Origin of the sequence: Klebsiella sp. D-Nf1 (assembly GCF_002810515.1) — a bacterium.
In the GTDB taxonomy this organism is placed as follows: domain Bacteria; phylum Pseudomonadota; class Gammaproteobacteria; order Enterobacterales; family Enterobacteriaceae; genus Klebsiella; species Klebsiella variicola.
Genome location: NZ_PIOK01000001.1, coordinates 1,134,971 through 1,159,731 on the forward strand (window position 1 = coordinate 1,134,971; position 24,761 = coordinate 1,159,731).

Consider the following 24,761-nt stretch of genomic DNA (forward strand, 5'->3'; position numbering starts at 1 on the left):
ACCATGACCACACAGCCAGACTGGAGCGAGTATCTGACGCAGATGACTCACCTGTTGCACCTGGAGCTGGATGCATCCCGTCGTGAGGAGCTGGAGCGCCAGTTTGCCCGCATCGCCGCCATGGCGCAGCCGCTGATGGACTATCCCCTCGGGCCGCGCGAGGAGATTGCGGGGGTGTATAAAGCATGACTCTTCATCACTTCACCATTGCCGAGCTCCAGCGTGCGCTGCACGATGGCGAACTCAGCGCCCGGGAGATCGCCCGCCAGACGCTGGACGATATCGCCCGCGTGAATCCGCAGATCAACGCCTGGACCGAGGTCACCGTCCAACGCATGCTGGCGGAGGCCGACAGCATTGACGCCCTGCGCCGGGAAAAGCGCCCCCTGCCGCCGCTGGCAGGCATTCCCTATGCGGTAAAGAATCTGTTTGATGTCGCCGGGCATACCACCCTCGCCGGGGCGGAACTGCTGAGCGACCGGCCGCCAGCAACCAGTGACAGCTGGGCGGTGCGCCAGCTGCACAGCGCCGGCGCCCTGCTCAGCGGGATGCTCAATATGGACGCCTACGCCTACGGCTTTACCACTGAAAACAGCCACTATGGCGCGACGCGCAATCCGCACGATCTGTCGCGGATCGCCGGCGGATCGTCCGGCGGTTCGGCCGCGGCGGTGGCGGCCGGGCTGGTTCATTTCAGCCTCGGCAGCGACACCAACGGCTCGATCCGCGTCCCCGCGTCGCTGTGCGGGATCTTTGGCCTGAAACCCACTTTCGGCCGCCTTTCGCGCTCCGGCAGCCATCCGTTTGTCGCCAGTCTGGATCATATTGGTCCCTTTGCCCGCCGGGTGGCCGACCTCGCCGCGGTGTATGACGCCTTGCAGGGGCGCGACCCGGCCGATGACTTTCAGGCTGATAAAGCCAGCGAGCGCACCGGCAATCTGCTGGAGCGGGGGCTGGAGGGGCTGCGCTGCGCGCGTCTGGGCGGCTATTTCACCACCTGGTGCGATGACGACGCCCGGGCGGCCGTGGATCGGGTCGCCCACGCGCTGGGCGCCGACAGCGAGCTGCAGTTCGCGGATGCCGCGCTGGCCCGCTCGGCGGCCTTTATCATCAGCGCCAGCGAAGGCGGCAATCAGTACCTGGCGGATCTTCGTCACTCGCCAGAGCGTTTTGAACCCCACTCCCGCGAGCGGCTGCTGGCCGGGGCGATGATCCCCTCCGCATGGTATCTGCAGGCGCAGCGTTTCCGCCGTCATGCTCGCCAGGCGATGAAATCCCTGTTCAGCCAGGCCGACGTGCTGATCGCCCCCGCGACCCCATGCAGCGCCACGCCGATAGGCGCGGCGGAGATGGTGATTAACGGCCAGCCGCTGCCGGTGCGTGCCAGCATGGGAATGCTAACGCAACCGATCTCCTTCCTCGGCCTGCCGGTGGTGACCGTCCCCCTGCGCACCGCCAGCGGCAAGCCGATTGGCCTGCAGCTGATTGCCGCGCCGTTTAACGAACAAGCCTGTCTTCGCGCCGCGCGGGCGCTGGAAGCGATGGGCATTACCGATGCCCGAGTGGCGGAGAGTGCAGCATGATCAATCTGGATAATGTAGACCGCCCGGCGATCCTCGCCGAGGTGACGGCGGCGTTTTATCAGTATGAAGAGGCGCTGGTCAGCAATAATATCGAGGCGCTGGATGCGCTGTTCTGGCACGACCCGCGCACCGTACGGCTGGGAGCCGGCGAAAATCTGTATGGCATCGAGGCGATCCGCGCCTTTCGCGCCGCCCGCCCCGCCGCCGGTCTGGCCCGCGATCTGCGCCATACCACCATTACCACCTTTGGCGCGGATATGGCGGTGTGCAGCACCGAGTTCACCCGCGAAGGCAGCGCGCGCCTTGGCCGCCAGCAGCAGACCTGGGTACGCTTCCCCTATGGCTGGCGGATTGTCGCCGCGCAGGTCAGTCTGATGGACTGAGTGGCGTATACGGGAGCGGACCGGGGGAATAAGGTATCCACCGGCCCGCTCCCGGTCCGATAACATGCTATTTGGAGTCGAAGATCATGGTGTACATCAGAGCTGCTGAATCAAAAGATATCCCCTCGCTGAAAACGCTATTTCTGCAGCTGGGCTATCAGACGGAGACGGCGATCTTAGAACAACGCATCACTGCCCCGCAGAATATGATGAGTGCGCTGGTGGCAGAAACAGAAAACGCCGTGTGTGGCGTAATCGTTATCAATTTTATTTTACCGGTACATGAAAACCGTTTATGGGCATTAATTTCCGCGCTGGTCATAGAGGAATCGTCACGTGGATCAGGGATAGGCCAGCAACTTCTCCATGCCGCAGAGCGCCTCGCCCGCGATAAACAATGCACTCAGATCGAGCTTTCAAGCAGTGAAAAAAGAATCAGAGCGCATCAATTTTATGAAAATAACGGCTACAAGGAGGTCCGCAAGCGCTTCGTTAAACATTTGTCTTAACCGTCAGCGAGCGAGTGCTTTCCCCGGATAACCGTAACTTATTTATTTGACCTTAAAAAGTTATGAGAATGTTAGGGAGCGGCTTCTCCCCTGGGTACCATGAATAGTAACTTGCATTTTGATAGTGACTATGTCAATTTGCTGGCAAAAGCCACCTGGTTACTGGACAGCCCATGAAAAATGAACCGCTTTGCCACGCTCCCTGCCCCATTGCCCGCAGCCTTGGCCGCATCGGCGACAGCTGGAGCATCATGATCCTGCGCGATGCCTTCGCGGGCTTTACCCGCTTTGACGAGTTCCAGAAAAGCAGCAACGTCGCGCCCAATATTCTGTCGCGCCGCCTGAAGGCGCTGGTCGACGACGGGCTGCTGGAGAAGGTTTGCTACAGCAGCACCCCGCCGCGCTACGAATACCATCTCACACAAAGCGGCCGCGATTTTCGCATGGTATTGCTGGCGCTGGCGGAATGGGGTAATCGCCACTTCGCTCCCGAAGGCCGTCAGATGCAGCTGGTGGAAACGGCCACCCAGCGGCGGGTAGATCCGATCATGGTCGATAAAGCAACCGGGGAAGAGATTATCCCGGGTAAATACACCATGGTACCGGGGCCCGCCGCCTCGCCGATGATGAAATACCGTCATGAATATCTGCTGCGCAAACGCGAAGGCGATAGCGGGCAAAAATTCCAGCCTGAACCCTACAGAGATGCCAGCAATGAATCCGGCCAGTAAGAAAAGCGTCCTCGTCCTGGCGGCACTCGGCGTCGCCGCCCTGGCGGCAGCGAGCTACGGCGCTTACTGGTGGCATACCGGGCGCTTTATGCAGACCACCGATGATGCCTATGTTGGTGGCGACATTAGCGCCATTTCCAGCAAAGTCTCTGGCTATATCCAGCAGCTGGCGGTGCAGGACAACATGGCGGTGAAAAAAGGCGACCTGTTGATCCGCATTGACGACCGCGATTATCGCGCCTCGCTGGCTAAAGCCGTCGGAGAAGTGGCGGCGCAGCAGGCCGCGCTGGCCGATATCCTGGCCACCCGCCAGCTACAGCAGGCAACGATTGCCGGCTCTGCGGCCTCGTTACTCGCCGCCACGGCGGCAACCGAAAAACTGGCTAACGACAACCGACGCTATAACGCCCTGGCCGCGTCGAGCGCGATTTCCGCACAGATCCGCGATAACGCCTCCGCCGATTACCGCCGGGCGCACGCCGAGCAGGAGAAGGCCAAAGCGGATAAAACCGTGGCCGAACGTCAGCTGGCGGTGCTGGATGCTCGCCAGCAGCAAACCCTGGCTGCCCTGGCACAGGCCCAGGCTAACCTCGAGATGGCCAGGCTGAACCTCAGCTATACCGACATTCGCGCACCGTTCGATGGGGTGATTGGCAACCGCCGCGCGTGGTCCGGCTCGTTCGTCAGCAGCGGTACGCAGCTGCTCTCCCTGGTACCCGCGCACGGCCTGTGGATTGACGCCAACTTCAAGGAAAACCAGCTGGCGCATATGCGTGCCGGTCAGCCGGTGACCATCGTCGCCGATGTGCTGCCGAACCATACCTTTAAGGGGCATGTCGCCAGCCTGGCGCCGGCGACCGGCTCACGCTTCAGCATTCTGCCCGCAGAGAACGCGACGGGCAATTTCACTAAAATCGTGCAGCGGGTACCGGTCCGCATTGCGCTGGAAGGTGACGGGGCAAAGCTTGACGTCCTGCGCCCGGGACTGTCGGTGATCGTCACCGTGAACGAGAAGAGCCCTCGATGAGCACCGTTCAGGCGCTGTCTGCCCCGCAGGGACTGTCGATGCCGACGGCAAAGAAGATCTTCGCCTTCGCCAGCATGTGCGTGGGGATGTTTATCGCGCTTATCGATATCCAGATCGTCTCCGCCTCGCTGCGGGATATCGGCGGCGGCCTGTCGGCGGGCGACGATGAAACCGTCTGGGTACAAACCAGCTACCTGATCGCCGAGATCATTATTATCCCGCTTTCCGGCTGGCTGGCCCGGGTCATGTCGACCCGCTGGCTGTTCGCCGCTTCCGCGGCGGGCTTCACGCTGATGAGCCTGCTGTGCGGCTGGGCGTGGAACATCCAGAGTATGATCGCCTTCCGCGCCCTGCAGGGACTGGCGGGCGGGTCGATGATCCCCCTGGTGTTCACCACCGCCTTCGCCTTTTTCCAGGGCAAACAGCGGGTCATCGCCGCGGCGACGATCGGCGGCCTGGCCTCCCTCGCCCCCACGCTGGGTCCGACGGTGGGCGGCTGGATCACCGAAAACTACAACTGGCACTGGCTGTTCTTTATCAACGTTGTTCCGGGAATTTACATCGCGGTAGCGGTACCGCTGCTGGTGAAAGTAGACAGCGCCGACCCCACTCTGCTGCGCGGCGCCGACTATCTCAGTATTCTGCTGCTGGCCTTGTCCCTCGGCTGCCTGGAATATACCCTCGAAGAAGGTCCGCGCTGGGGCTGGTTTGATGACGCGACCCTGACGACCACCGCCTGGGTCGCCCTACTCTGCGGCGTGGCCTTTGTGATCCGCACCCTGCGCCATCCGCAGCCGGTGATGGATCTCCGGGCCCTGCAGGACCGAACCTTTAGCCTCGGCTGCTATTTCTCGTTTATGGCCGGCGTCGGCATCTTCGCCACCATCTATTTAACCCCGCTGTATCTCGGTAGCGTGCGAGGTTTCAGCGCGCTGGAGATCGGCCTGGCGGTATTTTCCACCGGCCTGTTCCAGGTCATGTCTATTCCGTTTTATTCGTGGCTCGCCAACCGCGTCGACCTGCGCTGGCTGTTGATGGCCGGGCTGATCGGCTTTGCGGTGTCGATGTATAGCTTTGTCCCGATCACCCACGACTGGGGGGCGGACCAGTTGCTGCTCCCACAGGCGTTTCGCGGACTGGCGCAGCAGTTTGCCGTCGCGCCAACGGTGACCCTGACGCTGGGCAGCCTGCCGCCCGCGCGCCTGAAGCTGGCCTCCGGGCTGTTTAATCTGATGCGCAACCTCGGGGGCGCCATCGGCATCGCCCTGTGCGGGACGGTGCTTAATGACAGAACCAATTTGCACTACAGCCGCCTGGCGGACCATCTGAATAACGCCAACCTGGCAATGAGCGATTTTGTTCAGCGCAGCGCGGCAAACTTCGCCGTCCAGGGGATCTCGCCGGATGCCGCGCAGACGGCGGCACTGAAAAATCTTTCCGCACTGACGCTGCGGGAGGCGCGAACCCAGGCATTTTCCGATGCTTTCTACCTCATCATGATGGGTTTTTTGCTTGCCGCGCTGCTGGTTCCCTTGATGAAAAAGCCGCCGGCACACTGATACTACAGGAGAGTTAACTATGGGCGTTTCCGTTAAACGCATTGTCGTCACCGGGATGGGGATTGTCAGCCCGCTGGGCTGCGGCGTACAGCACGTCTGGCAGTCGCTGCTGGCAGGTAAATCAGGGATCACCCGACTCAGCGAGCAGCTGGTCGCGGATATTCCCTGCAAAGTGGCCGGCCAGGTGCCGTCCATTGACAGCGATCCACTGCACGGCTTCGACCCGCTGGCGACCATCCCGGCGAAAGAGCGCAAAAAGATGGATCGCTTTATTGAGTTTGCGCTGGTCGCCGCCCGCGAAGCGCTGGCCCAGGCCGGTTGGTCGCCAGCATCCGAGGCCGAACAGGAACGCACCGCCACAGTGATCGCCACCGGGATCGGCGGGTTCAGCGAGATCGCCAATGCGGTACATACCACTGATGAACGCGGGCCGCGTCGCCTCTCGCCGTTCACCATCCCCTCTTTTCTGGCCAACCTGGCCGCCGGACATGTGTCTATCGCCCACGGCTTCCGGGGCCCCATCGGCGCGCCGGTCACCGCCTGTGCGGCAGGCGCCCAGGCCATTGGCGACGCGGCGCGGATGATCCGCAGCGGCGAGGCGGATATCGCCCTCTGCGGCGGCGCGGAAGCGGCAATTCATCGCGTTAGTCTGGCCGGTTTTGCCGCAGCGCGGGCGCTGTCCAGCGCCTCCAGCGACCAGCCGGAAGCCGCTTCCCGCCCCTTTGACCGTGACCGCGATGGTTTTGTGATGGGAGAAGGCGCGGGGCTTATCGTGATCGAGTCACTGGAGCACGCACTGGCGCGCGGCGCCACGCCGCTGGCCGAGCTGGTGGGCTACGGCACCAGCGCAGATGCTTATCACCTGACCGCAGGCCCGGAAGACGGTAACGGCGCGCGTCGGGCCATGGAAACCGCCCTTCGCCAGGCCGGGGTGACCGTCGAAGAGATTGATCATATCAACGCCCACGCCACCTCAACGCAGGTCGGTGACAAGGGTGAGCTGGCGGCGATAAAAACGCTGTTTGGCGCGCATCCGGTCGCTATTACCTCGACGAAATCCGCCACCGGCCATCTGTTAGGCGCGGCCGGCGGGATTGAGGCTATCTTCACCATTCAGGCGCTGCGTGACCAGGTGGTGCCACCGACGCTGAACCTGCATCACCCCGATGAAGAGGCGGCAGGTCTCAATCTGGTGGCGCTGCAGGCCCGCCCGCAGAAGATGCGTTATGCGCTGTCGAACGGTTTTGGCTTTGGCGGCGTTAACGCCAGCCTGCTGCTGAAACGCTGGGAATAATCGTCAGCTCCCCCGCCGGCACTGGCCGGCGGGGGTAATCAGAATACGGGCGCGCCACATGGATTAAATAAATTTAGCCTTATCTGCCCATGCAACAGGCACGCCCTGAGCGCATAACAGGGGTTCAAAACTGAGCAGCACCGCATCAGCAATGTTGTGCTCGATAAAAGGATCTTCCTGCAGAAAAGCGTGAATCAAGGGCTTATCGTTTCCGCGCATAAGAATGAACCCACCGGCATGATTATCAACAGGGCCGGCAAACAGAATTTTTCCTTCTTTAATTTCGCGCATAAGCCATTGCTTGTGTGCCTCAAGATGGGCTGAGATTTCCTCTTCCGAACTCAGGTATGTCAATGTTATCGCGTGCATCATGGCCTACACCTCATTAGCAAATCGTCGTTGTTGTTCTGAAAAACTGCTCTCAATGTCTGACTTATTTCTTTTAACTGCACCTGTCTGAATAACGGGTTTCATGGCTCCAGCAAACGCTGAATTTATTTTATGCTGAGCGCCGCCTGATTAATCAGTTCAGCAACCTGAGCGGGATGGGAAATCATGGACAGGTGACCGGAATTAATCCGCGAAATGTGGGCGCCCATCTCGTGGGCAAAACGCGCCTGGACCGACGTATTCAGCGCATGGTCATTTTCGGTGATCAGGTACCATGATGGCCTGCTATGCCAGGCGGCGGTCTCTATCTTTTCGCTGAAGGCGCCCGCAGCGATGGGCTGCTGCTGCGCCGCCAGAAGGCGTGCCTGTGATGCAGAAAGGTCATTCGCCATGATCTGATGAAAAGCATTCGCATCATCCAGCCAGATCAAGCCGTTTTTATCCGCCTCCATCCCCTCCATCGGCGCATTAAGCCGTGTCAGCGCATCGGCGACAGATTCTCCTGAGTCCGGCGCCAGGGCAGAAAGGTAGACCAGTCCCTTCACGTTTGGTGCATTACCTGCCTGGGTAATAACCGCGCCAGCCCATGAATGCCCCACCAGAAGAACGCCACCCTTCTGACGCTCGAGGACGCGTTCCGTCGCCGTCACGTCATCCTGCAATGAGGTCAAGGGATTCTGCACGGCGGTGACGTGATAACCGTCAGCCTGAAGCAACGGGATAACGGCAGACCAGCTGGAGCCATCCGCAAACGCCCCGTGGACCAGAACAATGTTTTTAATATCCGTCGCCTCTGCCCGGAGAGGCGAGGCGAATGAGGTCATCAAAGACATAACGAATGCTCCCAGACGAATGTTTTTCTTAAGAAAATGGTTCATCGACTCTCACTCTACCGTTGACGTTAAAAGAACGTCGCTCACTTTAACGCGCCAGGCTGAAACCTATAAAGTGTCTTAAATGACAGTTATAATGCTAAATCAGACAAAATTATTACCAGGACTCACCATGCGAATTGCGTTACTGGCTATACCGGGCAGCATGAGATCGGCACTTGCCGGCATAGCCGACATGTTCTGGCTCGCCAATCAGATCATCGTCCAAAATCCGCAAGTCAACGCGGATATTGCACGGACGTCACCGTTTTTTGAGGTCATGGTGGTCACCTCCGATGGTCTGCCAGTCATGGACGTACAGGGGAGAAAAATCGTTAGCGATGGCTCGTTCAATGATGCCGAACCTGTTGATCTGGTTATTGCCAGCGGTATGCAGCTTGACGAGCAGAAGCTTCCCCTTGCGCAAGAGGCCGTTACCGCTGCCGCAGAATGGATGAAAGAAAAATATCTTCAGGGCAGTTGCATTGCAGGGGCCTGCGCCGGCGGATTTATTCTGGGTGAAGCCGGGTTACTCAACGGACGCGCCTGTACCACGACCTGGTGGCTGTATCATACCTTGCGATCGCGATACCCACTGGCGAAGCCCGTCTGGGGGAAAGTCATGGCTGAACAGGACAACATCATTACCACAGGAGGCCCGTTTTCGTGGATTGACCTGGTTATCTATATTGTTCGCAAATATGCGGGCAATGAGATTGCCAAACTGACGGCTGATATGGCCGTTGCGGATAGCCAGCCATTATCACAGCAGCTTTATGCGCCTGCCGGATTTCTTAATTCAAGGCATCCTCTTCTGATGAAGGCTGAACATCTGGTGCGTTATCAAAACCCCGGAATCACGGTAGATCAGCTGGCTGAGGCCTTGAACCTGACACCCCGTACCCTCAATCGCAAAATGATGGCGCTGATCCAGGAGAATCCGAAAAACTTTATCACGCGGGTTCGTATTGAAACGGCGACGCTTATGCTGGATATTCCTGGCAAAACGATTTCTCAGGTCGCCAACGCCTGCGGATATAGTGATGAGACCGCATTCAGGCGGGCTTTCAGTCGTGTCATGGGCATGTCTCCTGGGAATTACAAAGAGCGGATCAAAAATCAGACCCCATCGTCTTCATTATCCGCAAACAACCTCTCTCAGGTGGTCAGCAGGCATGATGCTTAGAAATCATCATCATGATGAATTCTTCACGCAATTATGAGGTGGCGCTCATTTTATGTGCATGGCGAGTCATATCCTGTGACTAATTCTCAGGAGGTAAAACCATGAAAAAGCTTCTGATATGTTGTTTGTTTGGCAACACCGCCAATTCTCTCGCCAAAAAGATACAGTTACTGGCGGAAAAAAAGGGCCATCCTCTCATTGTCAGCGCAGTGGGCCTGGAAAATTTTGCCAGCGTGGCGCCCGCTTTCGACGGATTTCTCGTTGCGCCGCATATTCAGTATAAGGTCGCGGAGATAAGAGGGATCGTTGGCGACGCTCGTCCTATTGCGGTGATTGAAAGTCTGCCCTATGCCTCACTCGACGCGGAAAAAGTTTTCGCGTTTGTGATGGCGCAGATGCCTGAACTGGCAGTCTGACACCGAAGGCCGCCTCTCTTGTGCGGCCTTCTCTACGCATGTCGCCTTCTACCTGCCCTGTTGAGACGCTTCAGCCAGTAATGCCGCCTGTACAGCAGGACGGGCATTTATTATTTCCATGTACGACGATAGCGCTGGCCAGCGATCCAGAGGGATCGCGAAGAATTTGCACCATCCCAGCACCGTGAAGAGATAGGCATCCGCCACGCTAAAGGACGGGCCAGTCAGATAGGTTTTTTCGCTGATCGTCGTCTGGAGAAAATCGAACCGTCGGAATAGCTTGTCCCGGAACATCGTTCTGACATCTTCCGGCAGCGCGGGATTAAACAGCGGCGCCGAACCCGCGTGTATTTCACTGGTGATAAAGTTAAGCCATTCCTGCAGGCGCACCCTTTCCCAGCTGCCCGCGCGCGGCGCCAGGCCATATTCGGGTTTACGATCGGCGAGGTACTGCACCATCGCTGGCCCCTCGGTGAGTATCTGCCCATCATCCAGCTCAAGCGCAGCAACATACCCTTTAGGGTTAATGGTGAGGAAGTCGCGACCATCAGCGGTGATCTTGCTTCTGTTGTTGACTCTCACCAGTTCAAACTCAAGGTTCAGCTCGCGCAGCACGATGTGCGGTGATAATGAACAGGTATCTGGCGCGTAATAGAGTTTCATCTTGTCTCCGTTAATGTGTAAAGCCGTCGGACAACGTCCTGAACGATCCTCAGCACACTGTATTTAACGCCGATCGCACTGTAAAATTAATGATATAGAAAAGCACTATTAGCTGAGCTACTGATAATCATGATGAATCTTTTACACTGGCGCCTGCTGGTAGCCGTGGCGGATGCTGGCAATATCTCACGCGCTGCCGAGGAGATAGGCATGACCCAGTCCGGCGCCAGCCAGGCCATTGCCCAGCTGGAGGCTTCCCTGGGCTTTCCGGTATTTATCCGTGAGCGACGATACATCGGGATTACCGCCCTCGGTGAGCAGGTGGTGGAACATGCCAGAAACATGCTTTCGCAACTGAACGCCATCCGCGAACTGGCTGATCGGGGCCGGAACGTCACCCACGGTCGCATTCGGCTGGCCAGTTTTCCCTCCGTGACGTCTACCTTGTTGCCCGGCCTGCTGCGCGACGTTAAGCGCCTGCATCCGGGTATTGACGTTGTCGTGCTGGAAGGCTCTGACGAAGAAGTCGAAGCGTGGCTTGCCGCAGACACCGTTGAGCTTGGGGTAGTCATGAATTCCGTTCCCGGACGTGCAGAGGTGGTATTAGGACAGGATGCATGGGTCGCGGTCCTGCCCGCCAGCCATCGGCTGGTACAGCATGCGAGAGCTGATGGCATAACGTTAAAGGCGCTGGCGGACCAGCCCTTTGTTCTGGCGACGGGCGGCTGTGTCGTGAATGGCAAAAGCCTGATGGAAAAGGCCGGGTTGCAACTCTCTGATATCCGCGTGACGGTTCGCGACTGGATAAGCGCCTGTAAACTGGTCGGTGAAGAGATGGGTGTCGCGCTGGTACCGGAATCCGCCCTGCCGGAGACCTTGCGCAATCTGTGCGTGGTGCCAGTGACGCCGGCTATTCATCGTGAATTTGGGCTGGTTTGTTCGCCATCCGGAACGTCTTCTGATGCCACACAGGCGCTGCTTAATGCGCTACGTAAACGAAGATGAGCGCTCAAGCGTGAATCATCTTATCGCCATGTTAAACGGCTATTTCTGACAAAGCGTGGACCCTCTGAAGCGCCGTGAGGTCCGCTTTGAACGAACAGCGAACGTCGGTTATCACGAAACAAGTTTCGAACATCATTTCGGGAAATATAAACAATCCGGGATATACCGGCCTGATAATCTCAACCAGACTCAAGGCCAAGAGTTTCCCGACGCAGCAGGGCCCATTCAATCAATGCCGCCATAGATGGACCCAGTGCTGTTCCTAGTTCCGTGAGGGAATATTCAACACGAGGCGGGACTTCAGGATAAAGCGTCCGTAGTACAATCCCATCCTTTTCCAGTTGCTTAAGCTGCTGTATGAGCATCTTTTGATTTACACCCTCGATCCTACGTTCAAGCTCAGAAAAGCGCAGTGGGACTTTAGCGGCGAAAAGCTGGCATAAAATTATTGTCTTCCATTTACCTTCAATAATCTTCAGTGCTTCGCTGGTAACCTGCGCCCATACGAGTCGTTGTTCAGGTTCATCACAACGCCAATCTCTTTCCATACTTACCTCCAGGTAAGCAACCCACTATTTTGTAGGTTCTTGTCGTTATCACAGTATGGGATTAGTGTACACCCTATTGCTTACAACTTCAGGAGTTAAATATGAAAATCGGCGTAATTGGTACAGGCAATATTGGCGGTACGCTTGCACGTAAGTTAAGCGAAGCTGGGCATGAGGTAAAAGTGGCAAATTCACGCGGTTTAGACGCTGTAAGGAAATTTGCCAGTGAAATTAACGCAGTGCCGGCGGACATTCATGGTGTAGTTACTGACATAGATGCCGTTATTCTGTCAATTCCATTCCCGGCGGTGAGTAGTCTGCCTGATGGGCTTTTCTCGGGTTTACCTCCACATGTCCCTGTCATTGACACGAGCAACTACTATCCAGGTCTGCGTGATCCGCAGATTGCTGCGCTGGATGAAGGTCAGACGGAAAGTGAATGGGTTCAGGAGCAGATTGGGCATCCAGTTATCAAAGCCTTCAACAATATACTCGCCGACTCTCTGGCAGGACTGGGACTACCTGAAGGGAGCCGCGGTCGCCTGGCAGTTGCAGTAGCAGGAGATCATCCAGACGCAGTACAGGTCACGATGACTCTGGTTAATGATACCGGCTTTGACCCCGTATTTTCCGGCTCTATCGCTGAATCATGGCGTCAGCAGCCGTGCACACCATCCTATTGTTGTGACTGGGAGGCTGCCACCATGCTTCGCGCTTTCCCTCTGGCGAAAAAGGGAGAAGGACGGGCCCGTCTGCCTTCACTTTATGCCAGCTTCGGTAAGCTGGGTGAGACACCGACTCATGAAGATATCATTGATAACAATCGATCCATCAACTGGCCTGTATAACGTGGCTGCCGGTGATTAAGAAAGTTGCGCCTGTCAGAGTAACGGCAATATGTCTATTCTTTAGAATAATCAATGGTCAGAAGCTGGATTAACAAATCCGTTCCAGGGATGCTTTTGGTTTGCGTTGGCGTCTGATCATTAATTTATCCTCGAAATCCATACTTCATTGATAATGAACCAGCTCCGTGAACGTCCGCTGTTGGCACGAAGCGGACGCTATGAAAAATCATCAAGCTCGATTAAGAAGAGAAGAAGACATTGTTTTTAGGTAAGATGAATGGCTCAACTCATTAGCATGTATCTTTAATATCTCAAAGCAACTTTCTTAGGGCGTGTTACCTTTTTCTTTATCATATTGCTCTCTCCTTTACGCCCATTAATAACATAATGCACTTCGCAAAAAATTCTATACTGCGAAAAGAAATTTGAAAGTGCTTTATGTAATTCACCTGCCCATGGAAGACGCTCAACTTCCTTATCAAAAAAATGATGTATAAAGTCAGTACTTTCTCTAAGATGAAAAACATTATTTCTAAATATCCTGAGTGAGTTCGAATGTTCTTTCATCAATTTTCCGATACCATCTGAAATTGGTAATAATTTTTTAAATTCTCTAGGGCGTTCATTATCGAGTAAGAGTCGCATGTTTAAGCTTTTAAATCCTTCGCAGACCACACCTAAAAAACCTAACCATGTAGAAAGAAAAATTCTCATATCAAATTTTTCTCTCTCACTCAAATGGCCATTTTTAGTCATTTTCGTGTTGAGCTTATTGTAATTTTTAAACATAAGATCAGCCGTTTCGAAATAATGAATTTGTAATGTTAATACGCGGTCGTGATTGCGACATGGGAGCCTGTCCTCAGGGAAGCGGCAATCTGTATCTATAGCGTAAGTATGTGGGACATTAGCAAAATAATAAAGATCATGATCTGGAAAAATCAGTTCTCCATCATCTAGGGCCTTTTTTAAATGATCAGAAACATCATCAAAATTTCTGAATCCGTAATCTATTAGATTTTCCCCTGCAAAGTTGGTCAACCACCAAGAATTAAACCCTCCTACCTCACCTCGCCCCCCAAAATCAAAATCTACGCTCCCGGAGTTTAGATCTACCCTGCATCCAGCCCCATGTTTATAATATTTGACACCACCATCTAGCTCACCAACATTGGGTATATCAGATTCAATCCACTCATAGCAACTTGATGGCATTTTAATTCCAGACCGATGCATTAGCTTTAAAGCCACCTGGACATTATCTTGAAAGTCAACAATCAAACGATAAAGATTATTATTCATACCACAAGCTCACTTCAAATTATTGAGAAATGGGTGCAATACTTCACTCTGAACCAAAAACGCTATTAAGGATAATATCCCTTTTCCCGATAAATTAACACTGGCTATGCTCTTGATATCCGCTTCTGGCACAGAGCAGACAGCTAACTGAGCCAAAGATCAGCCATGGCGAGGTGCGGGAATTTGAGTGTTGCCCGCCCCGGACATCTGAACTTAGCTTTGGCATTGCAGTGTAACATCTGAACTGCCTGGGCTTATGTGTTAGCGTTTTCCTGCTGCCTGGGGGTTTTCGCCGTTGCGGCTTTTGACCTGCTGCTGGAGTAAATGAAGAACAGCGCGATACCCAGGCAGACAATGGCGCCGAGACGGCTCATCGAGAATGGAATCGACGCATTGCCCAGCCAGCCGAAGTTATCGATCAGCATGCTCATGGTTAACTGGCCAAAAATGACAGCGACCGTAGCAACTGCCGCGCCAATACGCTGGACGGCCAGTACCATAATGACGATATACGGTACGCCAAACATTGCGCCCAGCAGTTGCCATTTAGGTACGTCCATCAACGTCAGGGTGTGTTTGGGTTCGAAGTAAAAGATCAGCAGCCCCGTCACCAGTGCGCCGACAGAAAATGTCAGGAACGCGCTTTTGAATACCCCGACCTTGCTGCCCAGCTGGCCATTGATAGCCGCCTGGATACTCAGCATGGCGCCACCGGCGACGGCAAGAAGAATCATAATAATAGTCATAAAGTTAATTTACCCCTGTGCAACCATAACCAGCGCTGCAATGATGAAAATCAGCGCAATAATACGTTTACTGTCAATTTTCCTGTGCGACGTACCGAGCAGGCCGAAGTGATCAATAATCAGGCTCTTGAACACCTGGCCTGCCAGGATGCCAATCATAGTCATGGCGATGCCGATTGCCGGCGTTACCACGGTCAGGATGATGACGTAAATCGGCCCAAGCACGCCGCCAAGTAGCTGCCACGCTGGTTGCGCAAAGAATGACGGGCTGTTACGCGGGCTGAAAAAAAGCATCAGCAGAAAGGTCAGCGCCGCGCCCACGCCAAATATGCTGAAGGTAGCCCAGAGGTCCCCGACCTCCCCACCCAGTGGCCCGAGCAATCCTGCCTCTATGGACAGTCCCATGCCTCCGGCAATGACGATAAAAATCAACATTAGTTGCATAGCAATCAATCTCCAGTAGTCCAGGCGGAGAAGATTACGACTTAACATGGATGTGAAAAATGCCATAATGAGATAAACACCTGTGCAGGATATGCATTAATGAATGAGCTTGGGAACATCAGTATTCGCGCCCTGCTGATTTTTATAGACGTTTATGAAACGCAGAATTTCTCGGTGGTGGCACGGCGGGAAGGGATATCTGCCTCTCAGGTTTCGCGCGTCATCCATCAGATGGAGGATGTGCTCGGGCAGCAGCTTTTTTACCGCAATACCCGGGCGATAATCCCGACGGAAAGCGGCCATCTTTTTATCCGCTATGCGCGAGCGATGACTGGCAGCATGGAGGAGGCGCGGCGGGAACTCAACGAGAGAATGCTTGAGCCTTCCGGAATGGTCCGCATAAACGCACCGGTATTCTTTGGACAACGCCATGTCGCACCCGCGTTACCCGGCCTGACGGAACGATATCCGAAGCTCAGTATTGAGCTTACGCTGACGGATGATTACATCGATCCGCACCGGGAGCCGGCTGACGTGATTTTCCGGATTGGCGTGCTGACGGATTCCGCCTTTCATGCGCGCGTGTTTGGCCAGCAGTTCTATCATCTTGCCGCGTCACCGGATTACATCCGCCGGCACGGCATGCTGGGATCACCCGAAGAGCTCGCGCGGCATAAATGCCTGGTCTATCGCGGTTCGTCAGGACCAAACCAATGGCTGCTGCGCAGGCACGGAGAGGAATGGGTGCACTACCCCGTCTCGCCCCTGATGTCATCGAATAATGCTGAAACCCTGCTGATTGCCGCACTTGGGGGGATGGGGATTGTGCTGTTTCCTGACTGGCTGATTGGAGACCGGCTGAAGAGCGGCGAGCTTGTCGGACTGCTGCCGGAACTGGATAGGTCCATAAAAACGGAGCCACAGCACATCGCGGCAATCTATCCGAATGCCCGCCACCCTCCGCTGAACGTTCGGGCGATTATCGATTACTACCTGGACGCGTTCGGTTCACCGCTTTACTGGCAGTCTCAATAAGTTCTGCAACTTTATTGCTCGTCTTGAATTTTGCATCCTGCTTATGACAAAAGTGAGTGGGGCCTTAAACCTGGTATTGCTGTATCAATGGCAAATCAGCAATAAGTGATGAAACATTTAGCTTCCTGAGAGAAACAATAGTTGCAGGTAAAATAGTTCGATTTTGCCTGCAAATTTCCTCTACTGTCAGCGATATTGTCCAACGCCTCCCCTTTCCCCCCTTAAGAATCCACTTTCTATGCCCGTAAGCTGCTTCGTCATTAAATTCCATTGCCATCTACGGGTCCCTTTTTCGGCTCACGCTGCTTTCTTTCGTGAAACTTTTGCACTGTTTTTGCTCACGAGGATTCACATTGTCTCCTTTTAGTGCTCAAGAGTGATTGTAACTTACTTGCTGATTCAGATTATGCGCAAATCCTCCTGTAAATTCAGTGACATGAAGGCATGGCATCAAATTTGCTTAAGCCAAAATGGCAGACCGCCACATGAAAAATGCACGGTACAGTGCCCAACACAACCACATAACACCACGACTTATCCACACAGGATGATTTATGAAAAAAATAATGTTCTCCACTCTGGTCGCCGCGGCTTCTCTGTTCGCTGTCGCGCAGCAAGCGCATGCGGGTACCACGCTGGATGCAATTAAGAAAAAAGGGTTTGTTCAGTGCGGTATCAGTGATGGTTTACCGGGCTTCTCTTATGCAGATGCGAGCGGCAAATTCACTGGTATTGATGTCGATATCTGCCGTGCTACGGCAGCGGCAGTGTTTGGTGATGCCAGTAAGGTCAAATATACCCCGCTGACGGCCAAAGAGCGTTTTACCGCCCTGCAATCAGGTGAAGTGGATATTCTGTCGCGTAATACAACCTGGACATCTTCGCGCGATGGCGGGATGGGGTTCTTGTTCGCGGGGGTTAACTACTATGACGGCATTGGCTTCCTGACCCATAAAAAAGCGGGTCTTAAAAGCGCTAAAGAATTGGATGGCGCCACCGTATGTATCCAGGCCGGTACGGATACTGAACTGAACGTGGCTGATTACTTCAAAGCCAACAAAATGCAATACACACCAGTGACCTTTGATCGCTCTGACGAGTCCGCGAAAGCCCTCGACAGCGGTCGTTGCGATACGCTGGCTTCCGACCAGTCTCAACTGTATGCGCTGCGTATTAAGCTGGGCAAACCGGATGAATTTGTTGTTCTGCCGGAAGTGATTTCAAAAGAGCCGCTGGGTCCAGTTGTTCGCCGTGGAGATGACGACTGGTTCACCATCGTTAAATGGTCTCTGTACGCCATGCTGAACGCAGAAGAGATGGGGATCACGTCGAAAAACGTTGAGCAGATGGCGGCAAAACCGTCTAACCCTGACATTGCTCACCTCCTGGGGGCTGAAGGTGACTTTGGCAAAGATCTGAAGCTCGACAACAAATGGGCGTTCAACATTATTAAACAGGTGGGTAACTACCAGGAAAGTTTTGACCGCAACGTCGGTAAAGATAGTGCTCTGAAAATCGCGCGTGGACAGAATGCGCTCTGGAACCAGGGCGGCATCCAGTACGCACCGCCGGTACGTTAATTCTGCCTTCCAGACGGCTACCGCCCCTCGCGGGGGGTAGCCGATGCGCTTTTTTTAATGAGGTTTCAACATGTCTCAACGCCCAACCGTGAAAAGGGATTTTTCGTTCGGTAACCCCACGGTTCGCGCCTGGCTTTACCAGATGGCCGCCATCATAGCCGTGCTTGCTATTGTGGGATATCTGATCCACAACACGGTGATCAACCTTGCCAATCGCGGTATTACCTCCGGTTTTGGTTTTCTTGAGCGAAGCGCCGGTTTCGGTATCGTCCAGCATCTGATTGATTATACGGAAGGCGATACCTATGCTCGCGTCTTTCTCGTGGGATTAACCAACACCCTGCTGGTTTCCGCGCTGTGCATTGTGTTCGCTTCTGTTCTTGGGTTCTTCATCGGCCTCGCGCGGCTATCGGATAACTGGTTGCTGCGAAGGCTATCGACCATCTACATCGAAACATTCCGTAATATTCCGCCATTGTTGCAAATTTTCTTCTGGTACTTCGCCGTGCTGCGTAATTTACCGGGTCCGCGAGAAGCATTGAGCGCATTCGACCTGGCATTTGTCAGCAACCGCGGTCTCTACATCCCCTGGCCTACCTACGCACCTGGCAGTTGGCCGTTCATTATTGCGCTGGTTTTGGCGATCGCTGGTAGCGTCGGTTTACGGCATTACAACCGTCAACATCAGTTGAAAACCGGCCAGTTGCGACGAACATGGCCGATTGCGGCGGCAATGATCGTTCTCTTCCCGCTGATTGCCCATATCCTGTTTGGCGCTGCCACTCACTGGGATATCCCACAGCTGCGCGGGTTTAACTTCCGTGGCGGATTCGTGATGATACCGGAACTGGCGTCGTTGACGTTGGCGCTGTCGATCTACACCTCTTCATTTATTGCCGAAGTCATTCGCTCCGGTATCCAGTCTGTTCCACATGGACAGAATGAAGCGGCCCGTTCGCTGGGTTTGCCGAATCCCGTAACGATGCGGCAGGTGATTATCCCGCAGGCGATGCGGGTCATCATTCCCCCGCTGACCAGTCAGTACCTCAACATTGTAAAAAACTCCTCACTGGCGGCTGCGATCGGCTACCCGGATATGGTCTCGCTGTTTGCCGGTACGGTACTGAATCAGACAGGTCAGGCTATCGAGACGATTGCCATCACCATGGCAGTGTACCTGGTTATCAGTCTGATGATTTCGCTGCTGATGAACCTCTACAACCGCAAAATTGCGCTGGTTGAGCGTTAAGAGAACGGAATGACTATGTTTGCTACCACACATGAAACACCGCCAGTCCCCACCAGCCCGGTGCGTAAAGCCTGGCGCTGGGCACGTAAAAATCTGTTCTCCAGCGGGTTCAATACGCTGCTGACACTGTTGTGCCTGTGGATTATCTGCAACATTATACCGCCAGCGCTAAACTGGCTGGTATTTCAGGCTAACTGGATGGGCACCACCCGTGCCGACTGTACCAAAGAAGGCGCCTGCTGGGTGTTCATCCATGCACGCTTTGGCCAGTTTATGTATGGGCTGTATCCGCATGAACTGCGCTGGCGCATTAATCTCGCTCTGATAATCGGCGTGCTGTCGATTATCCCGATGTTTATCAAGTCGATGCCGCGCCGGGGCCGTTATATCGCCTGTTGGGCCGTGATCTATCCTCTTATGGTCTGGTTCCTGATGTACGGCGGGTTTTTCGGCCTCGAACGTGTCGAAACCCGCCAGTGGGGAGGGCTGACGCTGACATTAATTATCGCCTCTGTCGGGATTGCCGGCGCGTTGCCATTGGGGATTTTACTGGCGCTGGGACGGCGGTCAACGATGCCGGTGGTTCGTACCTTGTCGGTCATCTTTATTGAATTCTGGCGAGGCGTGCCGCTGATTACCGTGCTGTTTATGTCATCGGTGATGCTGCCGCTGTTTATGGCCGAAGGGAGCACTATCGATAAGCTGGTGCGCGCTCTGGTCGGGGTGATTCTGTTCCAGTCGGCCTACATTGCCGAAGTCGTGCGTGGGGGGCTACAGGCGCTTCCCAAAGGACAGTATGAAGCGGCGGAATCGCTGGCGCTGGGCTACTGGAAAACGCAGGTTCTGGTTATTCTCCCCCAGGCGCTCAAGCTCACCATCCCGGGGCTGGTAAACACGATTATCGCGCTATTTAAAGACACCAGTCTGGTGATCATCATTGGACTGTTCGATCTGTTCAGTAGCGTACAGCAGGCAACGGTAGATCCTGCCTGGCTGGGTATGTCGACAGAGGGGTATGTTTTCGCAGCCCTCGTCTATTGGATTTTCTGTTTTAGCATGTCGCGCTACAGCCAGTATCTGGAAAAGCGCTTTCACACCGGGCGCAAATCGCACTGAGGTTTTACATGACACATACTATGATTAATTCTGCTGACGCCATGATGATTACGCTCGAAAATGTGAATAAATGGTACGGTCAGTTTCACGTTTTAAAAGATATTAACCTGCAGGTGAAACCTCGTGAACGCATTGTTCTTTGCGGGCCTTCAGGATCGGGTAAGTCGACCACGATTCGTTGCATCAACCACCTGGAAGAACACCAGCAAGGGCGGATTGTCGTTGATGGCATTCATCTGAACGATGATGTCCGCAACATAGAACGCGTACGCACTGAAGTTGGCATGGTATTTCAACACTTTAATCTGTTCCCCCACCTGACCGTTTTGCAGAACTGTACCCTGGCGCCGACCTGGGTACGGAAGATGCCGGCTAAAGAAGCGGAAGCGCTGGCAATGCACTATCTGCAACGTGTCCGTATTGCGGAACATGCGCATAAATTTCCCGGGCAGCTGTCGGGTGGTCAACAGCAACGTGTGGCGATCGCCCGTTCTTTGTGCATGAAACCCAAAATCATGTTGTTCGATGAGCCTACCTCGGCACTTGATCCGGAGATGGTCAAAGAAGTGCTCGATACAATGATTGGCCTGGCGGAAGATGGTATGACTATGCTGTGCGTCACGCATGAAATGGGTTTTGCCCGTACGGTGGCCGATCGGGTGATCTTCATGGACCGCGGTGAGATTGTCGAACAGGCGCCGCCACAGGAATTTTTCTCCCATCCAAAATCAGAACGTACCCGTACGTTTTTGTCGCAGGTTATACACTAAACGCCCAGGGTTACTTCCAATTTTCCCCCTCCGCTCTTGCTGAGGGGGAAATAGTAGTGCTCAGCCGCGCTGTACATCGACCGCAACTTCGAGGGCCAGCGTGGCTCCGCCATCAAAAATAACCCCCTGCAATGGGGCAACATCGGCGTAATCCCTGCCCCACGCCGTCACAATATGTTGTCCCTGAGGCATGAGATCGTTAGTCGGATCAAACTCCAGCCAGCCTGCATCCGGGATAAAAATGGCAAACCACGCATGCGACGCATCGGTCCCGACTAATTTTTCCTGCCCCTCGGGCGGTAGCGTTTCAATATAGCCGCTGATATAGCGAGCGGGTAAGCCGACGGAACGCAGGCAGGCGATCGCCAGATGGGCAAAATCCTGACAGACGCCCCGCTTTTCCTGTAAGACCTGCTCTGGCGGGGTGCTGACACTGGTCGCAATCGGATCGAAAGTAAACTCCTCAAAAATACGATGGGTCAATGCCGCCGCCGCCTGAATGACCGGGGCATCATCGTGGAAAATATCCGCCACGTAGGAAGCCAGTTGCTGAGAACGGCGAATTAAACTGGAATCGAGCAAATACTCTTTCGCCATCCGCAGCTCCGGCGTACCGGACTCATGTAATCGCTGCCGGTACTCTCCACAGGTCAGAGAGTGGCTATTCAGCAGGTCCGCGTGGTTGATTTCGTCAATATCAAGCTCACTTTCCATCTCAATGGTCAGGGTGTCGTGCGGGACCTGGATCGAAAAATAAAACGTCAAATTGCCGAAATAATCACACCCTTCGTTCTGATAAACCGGCATCGGCGTTACGATGATCCGCCGTTGCAGGCAGTGCTGATTCGCGGTATTTCGCGGCAACAGGTGCGTCATGTTGTAGCATAACGTCACCGGAGAATTGTACTGGTACTTTGTAAGATGTCGTACCCGGTATTTCATAAGTCGGTCTTCCACTGGGTGTTAATCAGTTGCTGCGGTCCATTGGCATGGTCGAAATATTTGTCGCTCAGCAAGGTCGTGAATTGCTCCAGCTGGCTGATTATCTGCGTCATTATCGTATCCAGTTGTTCCCGCAGTCCGGTTTGTTCATCAACCTGTGCCAGTAGATCAAGATCGGCGAGTTGAATATCCGTGAGTGATTTCATCACCGGTCGCATATCAGATGTCAGGCTGGAGGTTTGTCCCTCCAGGCGCGGCAAATCGAGGAGATATTTACGCAACCGATCAACCTGATAAATCAATGAACGCGGGTTCGTCCCATCCAGCATCAATAAATCCAGACCGGAAATGATATTCATCTGCCCCCGGTAACGTCGTCGAAAGGAAATTAGCGCCTCGACGCTCATCAGTACCGATTCTAAAATTTGCTGTTGCTGCAAACCAGGAACGGCGCGGGTTAAGGTATGTTTCAGCAGAATGGCGGTCAGACGCGCCCGTTCAGCGCGGCGACCAATTTCCTGGAACCGCCAGTCCATGCCCCGCAGCATGCTCTCATGACTCAGTCCGGACAGGGCCAGTAAAGAGGTGACCAGATTATCCAGCGACTCCTCGGGCAACTCCGGCAGTCCGTCTTGATAGGCGACTTCCACCGTCCGAATATAATCACGTAATTCATTGATGATTATGCGAGTATCGGCCGATAGCATCTCTTTCACCTGCTCACCGCAGGCCAGCATGTTGAGGATATTAAATTTTATCGATCCCGCACGTTGGCCATCGCAAACCAGTGAAGACAGTTCATGATTCTGGTCGCCGACAGCGTCGCTTTCAGGAAATGTCCCGGTGAGCGCTGATAATGCTCCCAGCAGAATCTCGCGACTTTCAGGCATAAATTGCTCAACGCCGTTAAGCTGTTTGAACAGAATACGTATCAGGCGCAGGCTCATTTCCGCGCGTTCCGCATAGCGGCCGAACCAGAACAGGTTTTCTATCACCCGGCTTGGCAAATTTCCCTCATCGCGGGGAATCGAGTCTGTCAGAAGTGGCTGCGCGGTATCGAAGCTTTCACCAAGTATCCACGTATCTTTACTCCGTGAGCCGGATAAGTCGCTGACAATAAAATCATCTGCAGACTCTGCTACCCGCGACAACGTTCCTGGCATGACGCAGTATCCTTCCGGTGCGGCAACGGTGAAAGCACGGAAAATCGTGGGGCGATACTCAATTTGCTGATTATCCCACACCGGAACACGTGAACCCGGAATATAGGCCTGAGCCACGTAGCTGTGCGGACTAGCAGTAATTTGCTGAAGAATTAGCTTGCGGCCTGCGTCATCCAGACTATGGCCATAGATACTTTTGCTATCAAAACTCCGATAAGACGGTTTGATGATCAGTTGATCAAGGTGGTGGATCACAAAGTCGCGGTCCTCCGCCCGGCCACACCACCAGGTCTTCACCGTGGGGATCAACAGCGGTTCACCCAGCAAAAACTGACTTATTTCAGGCATAAATGCCAGCAACGCCGGAGCTTCAAGGACCCCTGAGCCCAGAGGATTAGCCAGCACGACGTTACCGTTGCGCACCACTTCAAGCAGCCCTGGTACCCCCAGGCGAGAGTCGGAACGGAGTTCTGTCTGATCGCAGTAGGTATCATCCATCCGGCGCAAAATCACATCCACTTCCGACAAGCCATTCAGGGATTTCAACCATACTCTGCCGTTACGCACGGTCAGGTCGCCTCCCTGCACCAGCTGAAAGCCGAGATAGTTTGCCAGATAAGCGTGCTCAAAATAGGTACTGCTGTAGGCGCCGGGAGTGAGGACGACGATCCGCGGGGTATCGGTTTTGTGGCTGGCAAGGCTGGCCAGCGTATGCCGCAGAGCATGAAAGAAACCGGAAAGTCGCCGGACATGACTGTTACGAAACAACGATGGCAGTACGCGGGAAACAGCGATTCGGTTTTCCAGAACATAGCCAGTACCACTCGGGGCCTGAGTGCGATCGCCTATCGCCACAAACTGTCCATTCCCACCGCGAACCAAATCGACAGCATGGAAGATCAGATTGTGAGCCCCAGGCAAGCGAATACCGTGGCATTGACGCAGAAAACCTGGGTGAGAGAAGACAATTTCTGACGGGATGATTCCCTCTTTCAGCAGGCGCTGTTCACCATAGAGGTCTTTAAGCATCAGATCGAATAGCAGCGAACGCTGAGCCAGCCCACGTTCCACGGTTGACCATTCCCCCTCCGCCAACAGAGTGGGAATGATATCCAGCGACCAGACGTTTGGCGAAAGCGGATCACCATTAAGGTTATAGGTGGCGCCATCATCACGCAAAATACGCTGTGCCTGGCGAAGACGGTTTTCCATCCCTTCCACACCCATCTCACTGACGCTGTTCATCACCTCCGTCCAGTGTGGACGGAGGATGTTCGTCAGATCGCAGGCCTCGTTATAAATTGCTGTCGACGCGTTCTCGACAGAGAAAGAAGCCGGCTCACAGGCCGGCGCGATTGATTCAGAAAAAGAAGCAGTCATGTATTCTGATTACCCGGCTC

General features: G+C 54.4%; 27 protein-coding genes and 1 pseudogene. 18 read left to right on the forward strand and 10 right to left on the reverse strand.

What is annotated here, in order from left to right; genetic code table 11:
- Positions 1-3 precede the first annotated feature (3 nt).
- The 9 genes and pseudogenes from hpxX (at position 4) to fabF (ending at position 7,086) form a co-directional block, all read left to right on the forward strand.
- A complete protein-coding gene (gene hpxX / locus CWM54_RS05580; RefSeq protein WP_074385810.1) occupies positions 4-189 on the forward strand; it encodes an oxalurate catabolism protein HpxX in 186 nt (61 codons plus the stop codon).
- The gene (locus CWM54_RS05585; protein ID WP_100696334.1) at positions 186-1,583 is read left to right on the forward strand and encodes an AtzE family amidohydrolase; all 1,398 of its coding nucleotides are present in this window, start codon (positions 186-188) and stop codon (positions 1,581-1,583) included. Before hpxX ends, CWM54_RS05585 begins: the two co-directional genes overlap by 4 nt.
- On the forward strand, positions 1,580-1,966 hold the full coding sequence (gene hpxZ / locus CWM54_RS05590) for an oxalurate catabolism protein HpxZ (protein ID WP_002905421.1): 387 nt from the start codon (positions 1,580-1,582) through the stop codon (positions 1,964-1,966). The genes CWM54_RS05585 and hpxZ overlap by 4 nt, the downstream gene beginning before the upstream one ends.
- 86 nt (positions 1,967-2,052) lie before the next feature.
- Positions 2,053-2,475, forward strand: coding sequence for a GNAT family N-acetyltransferase (locus CWM54_RS05595; RefSeq protein ID WP_100696336.1), 423 nt, complete (start codon positions 2,053-2,055; stop codon positions 2,473-2,475).
- 78 nt (positions 2,476-2,553) lie between these two features.
- Positions 2,554-2,652: pseudogene (locus tag CWM54_RS29185) on the forward strand (hypothetical protein); the annotation flags it as partial.
- Complete coding sequence (locus CWM54_RS05600) at positions 2,649-3,206, forward strand: winged helix-turn-helix transcriptional regulator (RefSeq protein ID WP_100680272.1); 558 nt, start codon at positions 2,649-2,651, stop codon at positions 3,204-3,206. The pseudogene CWM54_RS29185 and the gene CWM54_RS05600, both read left to right, overlap by 4 nt.
- A complete protein-coding gene (locus CWM54_RS05605) occupies positions 3,190-4,233 on the forward strand; it encodes an HlyD family secretion protein (RefSeq protein ID WP_100696338.1) in 1,044 nt (347 codons plus the stop codon). Before CWM54_RS05600 ends, CWM54_RS05605 begins: the two co-directional genes overlap by 17 nt.
- Positions 4,230-5,792, forward strand: a complete 1,563-nt coding sequence (locus CWM54_RS05610) for a DHA2 family efflux MFS transporter permease subunit (RefSeq protein ID WP_100696340.1) — start codon at positions 4,230-4,232, stop codon at positions 5,790-5,792. Before CWM54_RS05605 ends, CWM54_RS05610 begins: the two co-directional genes overlap by 4 nt.
- A gap of 19 nt (positions 5,793-5,811) precedes the next feature.
- Positions 5,812-7,086, forward strand: coding sequence for a beta-ketoacyl-ACP synthase II (gene fabF, locus CWM54_RS05615; RefSeq protein WP_100696342.1), 1,275 nt, complete (start codon positions 5,812-5,814; stop codon positions 7,084-7,086).
- Positions 7,087-7,149: 63 nt separating this feature from the next.
- On the opposite strand, the gene CWM54_RS05620 is transcribed toward fabF, so the two are convergent.
- Complete coding sequence (locus CWM54_RS05620) at positions 7,150-7,458, reverse strand: YciI family protein (RefSeq protein WP_100696344.1); 309 nt, start codon at positions 7,456-7,458, stop codon at positions 7,150-7,152.
- A 122-nt stretch (positions 7,459-7,580) separates the two neighbouring features.
- Positions 7,581-8,309, reverse strand: coding sequence for an alpha/beta fold hydrolase (locus CWM54_RS05625; protein ID WP_100696907.1), 729 nt, complete (start codon positions 8,307-8,309; stop codon positions 7,581-7,583).
- A 124-nt stretch (positions 8,310-8,433) separates the two neighbouring features.
- Here CWM54_RS05625 and CWM54_RS05630 point away from each other — a divergent pair, with 124 nt between their 5' ends.
- Together CWM54_RS05630 and CWM54_RS05635 are read left to right on the forward strand one after the other, a co-directional pair.
- Positions 8,434-9,534 carry a GlxA family transcriptional regulator gene (locus tag CWM54_RS05630; protein ID WP_100696346.1) on the forward strand — a complete coding sequence of 367 codons (1,101 nt, stop codon included), beginning with the start codon at positions 8,434-8,436 and terminating at the stop codon, positions 9,532-9,534.
- A 101-nt stretch (positions 9,535-9,635) separates the two neighbouring features.
- Complete coding sequence (locus CWM54_RS05635; protein ID WP_100680279.1) at positions 9,636-9,950, forward strand: PTS sugar transporter subunit IIB; 315 nt, start codon at positions 9,636-9,638, stop codon at positions 9,948-9,950.
- A 48-nt stretch (positions 9,951-9,998) separates the two neighbouring features.
- Here the strand turns inward: CWM54_RS05635 and gstA are convergent, their stop codons facing one another.
- Positions 9,999-10,613 (reverse strand): glutathione transferase GstA, encoded by a 615-nt coding sequence (gstA, locus tag CWM54_RS05640; RefSeq protein ID WP_100696348.1) that lies wholly within the window; start codon positions 10,611-10,613, stop codon positions 9,999-10,001.
- 129 nt (positions 10,614-10,742) lie between these two features.
- Between gstA and CWM54_RS05645 the strand changes: the two genes are divergently transcribed.
- Positions 10,743-11,618, forward strand: a complete 876-nt coding sequence (locus CWM54_RS05645) for a LysR family transcriptional regulator (RefSeq protein ID WP_100696350.1) — start codon at positions 10,743-10,745, stop codon at positions 11,616-11,618.
- 179 nt (positions 11,619-11,797) lie between these two features.
- Here CWM54_RS05645 and CWM54_RS05650 read toward each other — a convergent pair whose 3' ends face one another.
- On the reverse strand, positions 11,798-12,166 hold the full coding sequence (locus CWM54_RS05650) for a winged helix-turn-helix transcriptional regulator (protein ID WP_063266891.1): 369 nt from the start codon (positions 12,164-12,166) through the stop codon (positions 11,798-11,800).
- A 101-nt stretch (positions 12,167-12,267) separates the two neighbouring features.
- On the opposite strand from CWM54_RS05650, the gene CWM54_RS05655 reads away from it, so the two are divergent.
- A complete protein-coding gene (locus CWM54_RS05655) occupies positions 12,268-13,014 on the forward strand; it encodes an NADPH-dependent F420 reductase (RefSeq protein WP_100696352.1) in 747 nt (248 codons plus the stop codon).
- Between the two features lie 303 nt (positions 13,015-13,317).
- Here the strand turns inward: CWM54_RS05655 and CWM54_RS05660 are convergent, their stop codons facing one another.
- The 3 genes from CWM54_RS05660 to CWM54_RS05670 form a co-directional block, all read right to left on the reverse strand.
- Positions 13,318-14,316 carry a DUF6896 domain-containing protein gene (locus CWM54_RS05660; RefSeq protein WP_100696354.1) on the reverse strand — a complete coding sequence of 333 codons (999 nt, stop codon included), beginning with the start codon at positions 14,314-14,316 and terminating at the stop codon, positions 13,318-13,320.
- Between the two features lie 254 nt (positions 14,317-14,570).
- Positions 14,571-15,062, reverse strand: a complete 492-nt coding sequence (locus tag CWM54_RS05665) for a DMT family transporter (protein WP_061154526.1) — start codon at positions 15,060-15,062, stop codon at positions 14,571-14,573.
- A gap of 9 nt (positions 15,063-15,071) precedes the next feature.
- A complete protein-coding gene (locus CWM54_RS05670) occupies positions 15,072-15,506 on the reverse strand; it encodes a DMT family transporter (protein WP_061154525.1) in 435 nt (144 codons plus the stop codon).
- A 99-nt stretch (positions 15,507-15,605) separates the two neighbouring features.
- On the opposite strand from CWM54_RS05670, the gene CWM54_RS05675 reads away from it, so the two are divergent.
- Positions 15,606-16,541, forward strand: coding sequence for a LysR family transcriptional regulator (locus CWM54_RS05675; protein ID WP_100696356.1), 936 nt, complete (start codon positions 15,606-15,608; stop codon positions 16,539-16,541).
- A 64-nt stretch (positions 16,542-16,605) separates the two neighbouring features.
- Here CWM54_RS05675 and CWM54_RS28015 read toward each other — a convergent pair whose 3' ends face one another.
- Positions 16,606-16,818: a hypothetical protein gene (locus CWM54_RS28015; RefSeq protein ID WP_133123743.1), complete on the reverse strand. Its 213-nt coding sequence runs from the start codon at positions 16,816-16,818 to the stop codon at positions 16,606-16,608.
- 277 nt (positions 16,819-17,095) lie between these two features.
- Between CWM54_RS28015 and CWM54_RS05680 the strand changes: the two genes are divergently transcribed.
- The 4 genes from CWM54_RS05680 (at position 17,096) to CWM54_RS05695 (ending at position 21,256) form a co-directional block, all read left to right on the forward strand.
- Positions 17,096-18,121: an amino acid ABC transporter substrate-binding protein gene (locus tag CWM54_RS05680; RefSeq protein ID WP_061154523.1), complete on the forward strand. Its 1,026-nt coding sequence runs from the start codon at positions 17,096-17,098 to the stop codon at positions 18,119-18,121.
- A 70-nt stretch (positions 18,122-18,191) separates the two neighbouring features.
- Entirely contained in the window at positions 18,192-19,370 is a 1,179-nt protein-coding gene (locus CWM54_RS05685; RefSeq protein ID WP_100696358.1) for an amino acid ABC transporter permease, read from the forward strand.
- Between the two features lie 15 nt (positions 19,371-19,385).
- The gene (locus CWM54_RS05690) at positions 19,386-20,486 is read left to right on the forward strand and encodes an amino acid ABC transporter permease (protein WP_074385793.1); all 1,101 of its coding nucleotides are present in this window, start codon (positions 19,386-19,388) and stop codon (positions 20,484-20,486) included.
- An 8-nt stretch (positions 20,487-20,494) separates the two neighbouring features.
- Entirely contained in the window at positions 20,495-21,256 is a 762-nt protein-coding gene (locus CWM54_RS05695; protein ID WP_061154520.1) for an amino acid ABC transporter ATP-binding protein, read from the forward strand.
- A 60-nt stretch (positions 21,257-21,316) separates the two neighbouring features.
- Here CWM54_RS05695 and CWM54_RS05700 read toward each other — a convergent pair whose 3' ends face one another.
- Positions 21,317-22,198, reverse strand: a complete 882-nt coding sequence (locus tag CWM54_RS05700) for a transglutaminase family protein (protein WP_074385792.1) — start codon at positions 22,196-22,198, stop codon at positions 21,317-21,319.
- Positions 22,195-24,741, reverse strand: a complete 2,547-nt coding sequence (locus tag CWM54_RS05705; protein WP_100696360.1) for a circularly permuted type 2 ATP-grasp protein — start codon at positions 24,739-24,741, stop codon at positions 22,195-22,197. The genes CWM54_RS05700 and CWM54_RS05705 overlap by 4 nt, the downstream gene beginning before the upstream one ends.
- Positions 24,742-24,761 lie beyond the last annotated feature (20 nt).

What these genes read in the sequence shown, in the direction of transcription:
- CWM54_RS05595 (WP_100696336.1), top strand. Translation starts at nt 2,053, where the DNA reads ATGGTGTACATCAGAGCTGCTGAATCAAAAGATATCCCCTCGCTGAAA.
- CWM54_RS05670 (WP_061154525.1), bottom strand. Translation starts at nt 15,506, where the DNA reads ATGCAACTAATGTTGATTTTTATCGTCATTGCCGGAGGCATGGGACTG.
- CWM54_RS28015 (WP_133123743.1), bottom strand. Translation starts at nt 16,818, where the DNA reads ATGGCAATGGAATTTAATGACGAAGCAGCTTACGGGCATAGAAAGTGG.
- CWM54_RS05695 (WP_061154520.1), top strand. Translation starts at nt 20,495, where the DNA reads ATGACACATACTATGATTAATTCTGCTGACGCCATGATGATTACGCTC.
- CWM54_RS05705 (WP_100696360.1), bottom strand. Translation starts at nt 24,741, where the DNA reads ATGACTGCTTCTTTTTCTGAATCAATCGCGCCGGCCTGTGAGCCGGCT.
- CWM54_RS05625 (WP_100696907.1), bottom strand. Translation starts at nt 8,309, where the DNA reads ATGTCTTTGATGACCTCATTCGCCTCGCCTCTCCGGGCAGAGGCGACG.
- CWM54_RS05675 (WP_100696356.1), top strand. Translation starts at nt 15,606, where the DNA reads ATGAATGAGCTTGGGAACATCAGTATTCGCGCCCTGCTGATTTTTATA.
- CWM54_RS05690 (WP_074385793.1), top strand. Translation starts at nt 19,386, where the DNA reads ATGTTTGCTACCACACATGAAACACCGCCAGTCCCCACCAGCCCGGTG.
- CWM54_RS05600 (WP_100680272.1), top strand. Translation starts at nt 2,649, where the DNA reads ATGAAAAATGAACCGCTTTGCCACGCTCCCTGCCCCATTGCCCGCAGC.
- CWM54_RS05655 (WP_100696352.1), top strand. Translation starts at nt 12,268, where the DNA reads ATGAAAATCGGCGTAATTGGTACAGGCAATATTGGCGGTACGCTTGCA.
- hpxZ (WP_002905421.1), top strand. Translation starts at nt 1,580, where the DNA reads ATGATCAATCTGGATAATGTAGACCGCCCGGCGATCCTCGCCGAGGTG.
- CWM54_RS05630 (WP_100696346.1), top strand. Translation starts at nt 8,434, where the DNA reads ATGACAGTTATAATGCTAAATCAGACAAAATTATTACCAGGACTCACC.
- CWM54_RS05585 (WP_100696334.1), top strand. Translation starts at nt 186, where the DNA reads ATGACTCTTCATCACTTCACCATTGCCGAGCTCCAGCGTGCGCTGCAC.
- hpxX (WP_074385810.1), top strand. Translation starts at nt 4, where the DNA reads ATGACCACACAGCCAGACTGGAGCGAGTATCTGACGCAGATGACTCAC.
- CWM54_RS05650 (WP_063266891.1), bottom strand. Translation starts at nt 12,166, where the DNA reads ATGGAAAGAGATTGGCGTTGTGATGAACCTGAACAACGACTCGTATGG.
- CWM54_RS05605 (WP_100696338.1), top strand. Translation starts at nt 3,190, where the DNA reads ATGAATCCGGCCAGTAAGAAAAGCGTCCTCGTCCTGGCGGCACTCGGC.
- CWM54_RS05645 (WP_100696350.1), top strand. Translation starts at nt 10,743, where the DNA reads ATGATGAATCTTTTACACTGGCGCCTGCTGGTAGCCGTGGCGGATGCT.
- CWM54_RS05660 (WP_100696354.1), bottom strand. Translation starts at nt 14,316, where the DNA reads ATGAATAATAATCTTTATCGTTTGATTGTTGACTTTCAAGATAATGTC.
- CWM54_RS05685 (WP_100696358.1), top strand. Translation starts at nt 18,192, where the DNA reads ATGTCTCAACGCCCAACCGTGAAAAGGGATTTTTCGTTCGGTAACCCC.
- CWM54_RS05665 (WP_061154526.1), bottom strand. Translation starts at nt 15,062, where the DNA reads ATGACTATTATTATGATTCTTCTTGCCGTCGCCGGTGGCGCCATGCTG.
- fabF (WP_100696342.1), top strand. Translation starts at nt 5,812, where the DNA reads ATGGGCGTTTCCGTTAAACGCATTGTCGTCACCGGGATGGGGATTGTC.
- gstA (WP_100696348.1), bottom strand. Translation starts at nt 10,613, where the DNA reads ATGAAACTCTATTACGCGCCAGATACCTGTTCATTATCACCGCACATC.
- CWM54_RS05700 (WP_074385792.1), bottom strand. Translation starts at nt 22,198, where the DNA reads ATGAAATACCGGGTACGACATCTTACAAAGTACCAGTACAATTCTCCG.
- CWM54_RS05620 (WP_100696344.1), bottom strand. Translation starts at nt 7,458, where the DNA reads ATGATGCACGCGATAACATTGACATACCTGAGTTCGGAAGAGGAAATC.
- CWM54_RS05610 (WP_100696340.1), top strand. Translation starts at nt 4,230, where the DNA reads ATGAGCACCGTTCAGGCGCTGTCTGCCCCGCAGGGACTGTCGATGCCG.
- CWM54_RS05680 (WP_061154523.1), top strand. Translation starts at nt 17,096, where the DNA reads ATGAAAAAAATAATGTTCTCCACTCTGGTCGCCGCGGCTTCTCTGTTC.
- CWM54_RS05635 (WP_100680279.1), top strand. Translation starts at nt 9,636, where the DNA reads ATGAAAAAGCTTCTGATATGTTGTTTGTTTGGCAACACCGCCAATTCT.